At 64.3% G+C, this 6,194-nt stretch carries 6 protein-coding genes; 2 read left to right on the plus strand and 4 right to left on the minus strand.

Annotated features, from left to right (window positions below):
* Position 1 precedes the first annotated feature (1 nt).
* The 4 genes from ACK1U9_RS24110 to rfbC are packed head-to-tail and all read right to left on the minus strand — an operon-like array spanning position 2 to position 4,262.
* A complete protein-coding gene (locus tag ACK1U9_RS24110) occupies positions 2 to 457 on the minus strand; it encodes a thioesterase domain-containing protein (protein ID WP_196183715.1) in 456 nt (151 codons plus the stop codon).
* Entirely contained in the window at positions 457 to 1,863 is a 1,407-nt protein-coding gene (locus ACK1U9_RS24115) for a sigma-54-dependent transcriptional regulator (RefSeq protein WP_046614517.1), read from the minus strand. The genes ACK1U9_RS24110 and ACK1U9_RS24115 overlap by 1 nt, the downstream gene beginning before the upstream one ends.
* A complete protein-coding gene (locus tag ACK1U9_RS24120; protein ID WP_449110234.1) occupies positions 1,860 to 3,674 on the minus strand; it encodes a sensor histidine kinase in 1,815 nt (604 codons plus the stop codon). The genes ACK1U9_RS24115 and ACK1U9_RS24120 overlap by 4 nt, the downstream gene beginning before the upstream one ends.
* A 42-nt stretch (positions 3,675 to 3,716) precedes the next feature.
* Positions 3,717 to 4,262, minus strand: coding sequence for a dTDP-4-dehydrorhamnose 3,5-epimerase (gene rfbC / locus ACK1U9_RS24125; RefSeq protein ID WP_085599979.1), 546 nt, complete (start codon positions 4,260 to 4,262; stop codon positions 3,717 to 3,719).
* 279 nt (positions 4,263 to 4,541) lie between these two features.
* On the opposite strand from rfbC, the gene aguA reads away from it, so the two are divergent.
* Positions 4,542 to 5,648, plus strand: coding sequence for an agmatine deiminase (gene aguA / locus ACK1U9_RS24130; RefSeq protein ID WP_046614514.1), 1,107 nt, complete (start codon positions 4,542 to 4,544; stop codon positions 5,646 to 5,648).
* Positions 5,649 to 5,832: 184 nt separating this feature from the next.
* A complete protein-coding gene (locus tag ACK1U9_RS24135; protein WP_080563721.1) occupies positions 5,833 to 6,030 on the plus strand; it encodes a hypothetical protein in 198 nt (65 codons plus the stop codon).
* The last annotated feature ends 164 nt before the right edge of the window (positions 6,031 to 6,194 follow it).

The following is a 6,194-nucleotide window of genomic DNA, read 5'->3' on the forward strand; positions in this document are numbered from 1 at the left end:
GTCAGCGGTGCAGCACGTACTGGCCGCTGAAGGTAACAGCAGGCTCGTCACTACCGGCATTGCTCACCGTGGTCTCCAGCGTCAACCGTGCCCGCCCGCGGCGCTGGTACAAGGTCAAGAACCGCTCCCAGGTCTTTTCATCCGGCGCCGCACAGCGCGCCACCGCCGCCCCGGTAACCGGCAGCGGATAACTGATCTGCCCTTCCTGGATGACGATATGTCCGTCATCGATCCCCAACTCGCGCAAGCGCAGGTGCAGCCAGCCCCACCCCACCAGCACCGCGGCGCAGTACAGGCTGCCGCCGAACATGGTGCTCTTGTGGTTGACGTTGGCCGCCAGCGGCAATTGCAGGCGCAGGGTGTGCTGCTGCCAATCAAGCACTTCCAGGCCCATTTCGCGGGTCAGGGGGATGTCGCCGTGCAGGACGGACTGAAGGTGCTGGCTTTCGGTATTCATTAACGGTTGTCCTCTTGATCGTCATGCCCGCCGCTACCGCCGTCGAAGCTCAAGCCATGCTTGCGCAGCTTGTCGTGCAGGGTCTTGCGGGGGATGCCCAGCGCCTCGGCCAGGCTGCGCATGGAGCTGTGTGGCTGGGCCAGTTCGGCCGCGATCAGCGAGCGTTCGAACTGCTCGACCTGTTCGCTGAGGTTGCCGCTCGGCATCGGTACCGCAGGCATTGCCGCAGGTGGCGCCTGGCCGTCCAGGGCCAGTTCCAGGCCAAGGGCGAAACGCTCGGCGGCGTTCTGCAGCTCGCGTACGTTACCGGGCCAGTCGTGACGCAGCAGAATGGCGCGCTGGGCCGGCTGCAGGGCGTGTGGCGGCAGGCCATGGCGCTGGCTGGCGGCGTCGGCGAAGTGCTGGAACAGCACCAGGATGTCATCGCCACGTTCGCGCAGCGGTGGAATACGCAGCGGCGCCACATTCAGGCGGTAATACAGGTCGGCACGGAAGCGCCCCTGGTCGGCTGACTGGCGCAGGTCCTCCTTGGTCGCGGCGATGATGCGGATATCCAGCGGGATCAGCTGGTTGCCACCCAGGCGCTCGACCACCCGTTCCTGCAGCATGCGCAGCAGTTTCACCTGCACATCCAGGCTCATGCTCTCGATTTCGTCGAGGAACAGCGTGCCACCGTTGGCGAACTCGAACTTGCCGATGCGGCGTTTCTGCGCACCGGTGAACGCCCCGGGCTCATGGCCGAACAGCTCGCTTTCGACCACAGACTCGGCCAGTGCGCCGGCATTGATCGCCACGAACGGCCCGTCGCGGCGGCTGGACAGGTCGTGCAGGGCACGGGCCACCACCTCTTTGCCGGCACCGGTCTCACCCAGGATCAGCACATCGGCGCGGGTGCCGGCCAGGGCGCCGATCTGCTCGCGCAGGCGCTGCATGGACGGCGACTGGCCCACCAGGCGGGTGGCCAGTTGCTGGCGGTCGCTCAGGGCCAGGCGCAGGCTGCGGTTGTCCAGCACCAGGCGGCGCAGGGCCAGGGCGCGACGCACGCTGTCCAGCAGGGCGTCGCTGGCAAAGGGCTTTTCCAGGAAGTCGTAGGCGCCGGCGCGCATCGCTTGCACCGCCAGCGGTACATCGCCGTGGCCGGTGATCAGCAGCACCGGCAGTTCGTTGTCACGGCCGTGCAGTTGTTCCAGCAGCTGCAGGCCATCGATGCCCGGCATGCGGATGTCGCTGACCACCACGCCGGGCCAGTCGGCCTCGATGCGTTCGGCCAGGCCCTGGGCATCGGCCAGGGCGACCACCTTGAGCCCGGCCAGGTCCAGGGTCTGGCTCAGTGCCTGGCGCAGGTGCGGGTCATCATCGACCAGGATGATCTGGGCTCGGCTGTCGATCAGTGTCTCGGTGGTCATGCCGAGGGGTCCTCCGAATTGGGCAAAGTAGCGCCAGGCGCGGCCACACGCAGCTGCACGGTCAGCAGTGCGCCACCCTCCGGGTGGTTGGCCAGCAGCAGCTCACCGCCCAGGGCGCGCATCAGGCTTTCGCAGATGGCCAGGCCCAGGCCCAGGCCCTGGGTGCGGGTCTTGGTGGTGAAGAACGGCTCCTTGGCGTGCTCCAGGGCCTGGCGGCTGAAGCCGGGGCCGTTGTCGCGAATGTACAGGTAGACGCAGTCATCGCGCTGCTCGGCACTTAGCCACAGGCGGCGCGGGTTGGCCTTCTCGGTCAGGGCGTCGAGGGCATTGGCCAGAAGGTTGCCGAGCACCTGGCGCAGGCGGGTCTCGCCGGCCTGTACCCACAAGGTGGCTTCCGGCAGGTCGCGGATCAGCTCGACGGCCATCGCCCGGCGGCGCTTGGCCAGCAGCGCCAGGGCATCGTCCAGGGCCGGCTGCAGGGCCACGCTCTCCGGGGCATGGCGGTCACGACGGGCGAAGGCGCGCAGGTGGGCGATGATCGAGGCCATGCGCCCGGTCAGTTCGCCGATCAGCTTGAGGTTGCCGCGGGCGTCTTCGGTACGCTGGTGGTCAAGCAGGATCTCGGCGTTTTCCGCGTAGCTGCGGATGGCGGCCAGCGGCTGGTTGAGTTCGTGGCTGATGCTGGCCGACATGGTGCCGAGTACCGACAGCTTGCCGGCCTGCACCAGTTCGTCCTGCGCGCGCACGGCCTCCTGCTGGGCGTTTTCGCGCTCCAGCACGGCGCTCTTGAGCCGGGTGTTCAGGCCTTCGAGATCGGCGGTGCGCTCGGCTACGCGTTTTTCCAGCTCCTGGCGGCCACGTGCCTCGAAGTCGATGCGGTCGATGTAATGACGGCGCCGCTGCATCACCAGGCCGGCCAGCAGCATAAGCACCAATAGGGTGCCAGCGCCGATGGCCATCACGGTTTGCACCGAACGGTCGACCAGCATGCGCGGGGCGAGGATGCTGACCTGCCAGCCGGTTTCCTTGATATCGCGGGTCTGGCTGATCCAGGCGTCCTGGTTGAGCACCAGCGGCTGCGGGGCCTGGGTCGGGTAGGGCTGAATGGCGATGATGGCCTGGCGCTCGGCCTCGGTCAGTGCGCGGGTCGCACGGAAGCGCCAGTCGGGCCGGGAGGTCAGGATGACCACGCCATTGTGGTCGGTCAGCAACAGCTGCTCGGGTGTGCGGCCCCACAGGGTTTCGGTGTGGTCGAGGTCGACCTTGACTACCAGTACGCCAACGATGCGTTCACGGTCACGCACGGCGGCGGCAAAGAAGTAGCCGCGCTTGGCCGACGTGGTGCCCTGGCCGAAAAAGCGCCCCAGGCGGCCGGCCATGGCTTCGTTGAAGTAGGGACGGAAGGCGAAGTTGCGGCCAACGAAGCTGTCGCGCTTGTCCCAGTTGGAGGCGGCCAGGGTGTTGCCGCTGACGTCCATCAGGTACATCACCTCGGCGCCGGTCTGCTGGACGATGTCCTTGAGCAGGCGGTTGGCGTTGGTCACCGCTTCCAGACGGAACGGGTCGGCCAGCACCCCGCGCAGGGCCGGCAGGTCGCCGAGTATTTGCGGCAAGGTTTCGTAGCGGTGCAGGGTACCGAGCAGGTTGGCGACGTACAGGTCGAGGGTCTGGCGGTTCTGCGAGGCCAGTTCTTCCTGGTAGTAGCGTTCGGCCAGATGGTGCAGGGGCCACAGTAACGGGGCCAGGCACAGGGCCAACAGGGCCAGGCTGCGCCAGCGAGGACGGCGTGGGGGCGTGGGTTTTGCAATCATCACGTAAAGGCGCCAGAAAAGTCTGCCGCAATTATGCGCTAGTTAAGGCAGCAGTTCCGCCTCTGCCAGTGGCAGGCCGAGCTTGTCCTTGTCCGACAGCACTGGTGGCTGCTGCAGCCCCCAGTCGATGGCCAGCGTCGGGTCATCCCAGCGGATGCAGCGGTCGGCGCCCGGGTTGTAGTAGTCGGTGGTCTTGTAGAGAAACTCGGCCGACTCGCTCATCACCGCAAAGCCATGGGCGAAGCCGGGCGGAATCCACAACTGGCGATGGTTTTCGGCCGACAGCTGCACCGCGACCCATTGGCCGAAGGTTGGCGAGCTTTTGCGCACGTCCACGGCAATATCACGGATTTCCCCCTGCACCACGCGCACCAGCTTGCCTTGGGTGTTTTCCACCTGGTAGTGCAGTCCACGCAGCACACCCTTGATGGAGCTCGAGTGGTTGTCCTGGACGAACTCGACATTCACGCCGGTTTGCCGGGCGAACTCACGAGCGTTGAACGCCTCGAAGAAAAAGCCACGGCTGTCAGCAAAAATCTTCGGCTCGATGATCAGTACTTCGGGGATCGCGGTAGGGATGATGTTCATGGCGGTTCGCTGGCCCGTTCTGCTCATGTATTGACCCTAGCCGGTCTGGCCGTTTTTTCCGCCTTGAGCTTCAACGGCATTCACAAGGGCTGGCTATGGTAGAGGTCGTGCCGCTTTGATTCTCGACCAAGGTTGCGCATGTTTCGATTGTTATCGATTTAATGTCGGTATTTTGTCATAGATTTCCCGCTTATCGGGCTTCAAATATCGATATATATCGGTTATAAATTGACAAACGCCCCAGCACAGTCCGGCTCAGGGCCATCACAGAGGTCAATCATGAAAACCCTCAACTCCACTCCCCGTGCCGATGGTTTCCACATGCCCGCCGAGTGGGCCCCGCAAACCCAGGTGTGGATGGTCTGGCCGGAGCGCCCTGACAACTGGCGCCTGGGCGGCAAGCCGGCGCAGGCTGCCCATGTGACACTGGCCAAGGCCATTGCCCGCTTCGAGCCGGTAACCGTCGCGGTGTCCGCTGGCCAGTACGAAAATGCCCGTCGTCAGCTCGACCAGCCGAACATCCGCGTGGTCGAGATCAGCAACGACGACGCCTGGGTGCGTGACACCGGCCCGACCTTCGTCATCAACGACCAGGGTGAGGTGCGTGGCGTGGACTGGGGCTTCAATGCCTGGGGCGGCTTCGATGGCGGCCTGTACGCACCGTGGAACCGCGACGAGGAGCTGGCAGCCAAGGTCCTGGAAATGGAACGCTGCCAGCGCTACCAGACCGAAGGCTTCGTGCTCGAGGGCGGCTCGATCCACGTGGACGGTGAAGGTACCGTGATCACCACTGAGGAGTGCCTGCTCAACCGCAACCGCAATCCGCATCTGAACCGCGAGCAGATCGAAGCGGTGCTGCGCGACCATCTGGCGGTGGACACCGTGGTCTGGCTGCCGGATGGCCTGTACAACGACGAGACTGACGGCCACGTTGACAACTTCTGCTGTTACGTGCGCCCGGGCGAAGTGTTACTGGCCTGGACCGATGATTCCAACGACCCCAACTATGCACGTTGCCATGCCGCCATGGAGGTGCTGAAAAACACCCGCGATGCCAAGGGCCGTGAGTTCATCGTGCACAAGATGCCGATCCCGGGCCCGCTGTTCGCCACCGCCGAAGAGTGTGCCGGTGTCGATCAGGTGGCCGGCAGCCAGGAGCGTGACCCGTCGGTGCGCCTGGCCGGCTCGTACGTGAACTTCCTGATCGTCAACGGCGGCATCATCGCGCCAAGCTTTGACGACCCGGCAGATGCCGAGGCCAGAGCGATCCTGGCGAAGATCTTCCCCGACCACGAGGTTGTGATGATCCCCGGTCGCGAGCTGTTGTTGGGCGGTGGCAACATTCACTGCCTGACCCAGCAGCAGCCGGCGCCGGTCAAGCGTTGAGCGCACGGTGAATGAAGGGGCCCGTCGGATGACGGGCCTTTTTGTTTCCAAGGCTGTCCTCAGGCCTGTGCTGGCATACGTTTTGTATTGTTTTCAGTCAGATAGCTCGGCCATGCCGAACTCTCGGATCTGTAACAATCCTTACGTAAATTAGCCGCTCACGGGCCAGGGAGTACGTGTAGAAATGAACGCAGCAAGTGAGTCGGCTTTGCGCCCATCGGCAGTGAATCACCAATCGCTCAGGCTTGTGGCGAAGTGGTTGAAACACCATGGAAGCATCAGGGTCAGGACGACCGACCCACGACGTCTGCTTGCCGGACGATATCCCCAAGGGCTGATCAGCGAAGCAGAAATGCAGGCGCTGATGGCGGTGTGGCACTGATCGATTGCTTGAACCTGTACCGGCCCCTTCGCGGCTGAAGCCGCTCCCACAGGGACACCACATGTCTCGAAACCAGTGGGGTACCTGTGGGAGATTCTATGGTTGTGGGCAATGCTTTTTGCCCCCTTTGCTCATGTATTCGCCTTGAGTCTTCATCAAGGCGA

It is taken from the genome of Pseudomonas sp. XP1 (assembly GCF_053557675.1).

Bases quoted from the DNA above. Each gene is read 5' to 3' on its own strand.
- ACK1U9_RS24135 (WP_080563721.1), top strand. From the start codon at position 5,833: ATGAACGCAGCAAGTGAGTCGGCTTTGCGCCCATCGGCAGTGAATCAC.
- ACK1U9_RS24115 (WP_046614517.1), bottom strand. From the start codon at position 1,863: ATGACCACCGAGACACTGATCGACAGCCGAGCCCAGATCATCCTGGTC.
- ACK1U9_RS24120 (WP_449110234.1), bottom strand. From the start codon at position 3,674: ATGATTGCAAAACCCACGCCCCCACGCCGTCCTCGCTGGCGCAGCCTG.
- ACK1U9_RS24110 (WP_196183715.1), bottom strand. From the start codon at position 457: ATGAATACCGAAAGCCAGCACCTTCAGTCCGTCCTGCACGGCGACATC.
- rfbC (WP_085599979.1), bottom strand. From the start codon at position 4,262: ATGAACATCATCCCTACCGCGATCCCCGAAGTACTGATCATCGAGCCG.
- aguA (WP_046614514.1), top strand. From the start codon at position 4,542: ATGAAAACCCTCAACTCCACTCCCCGTGCCGATGGTTTCCACATGCCC.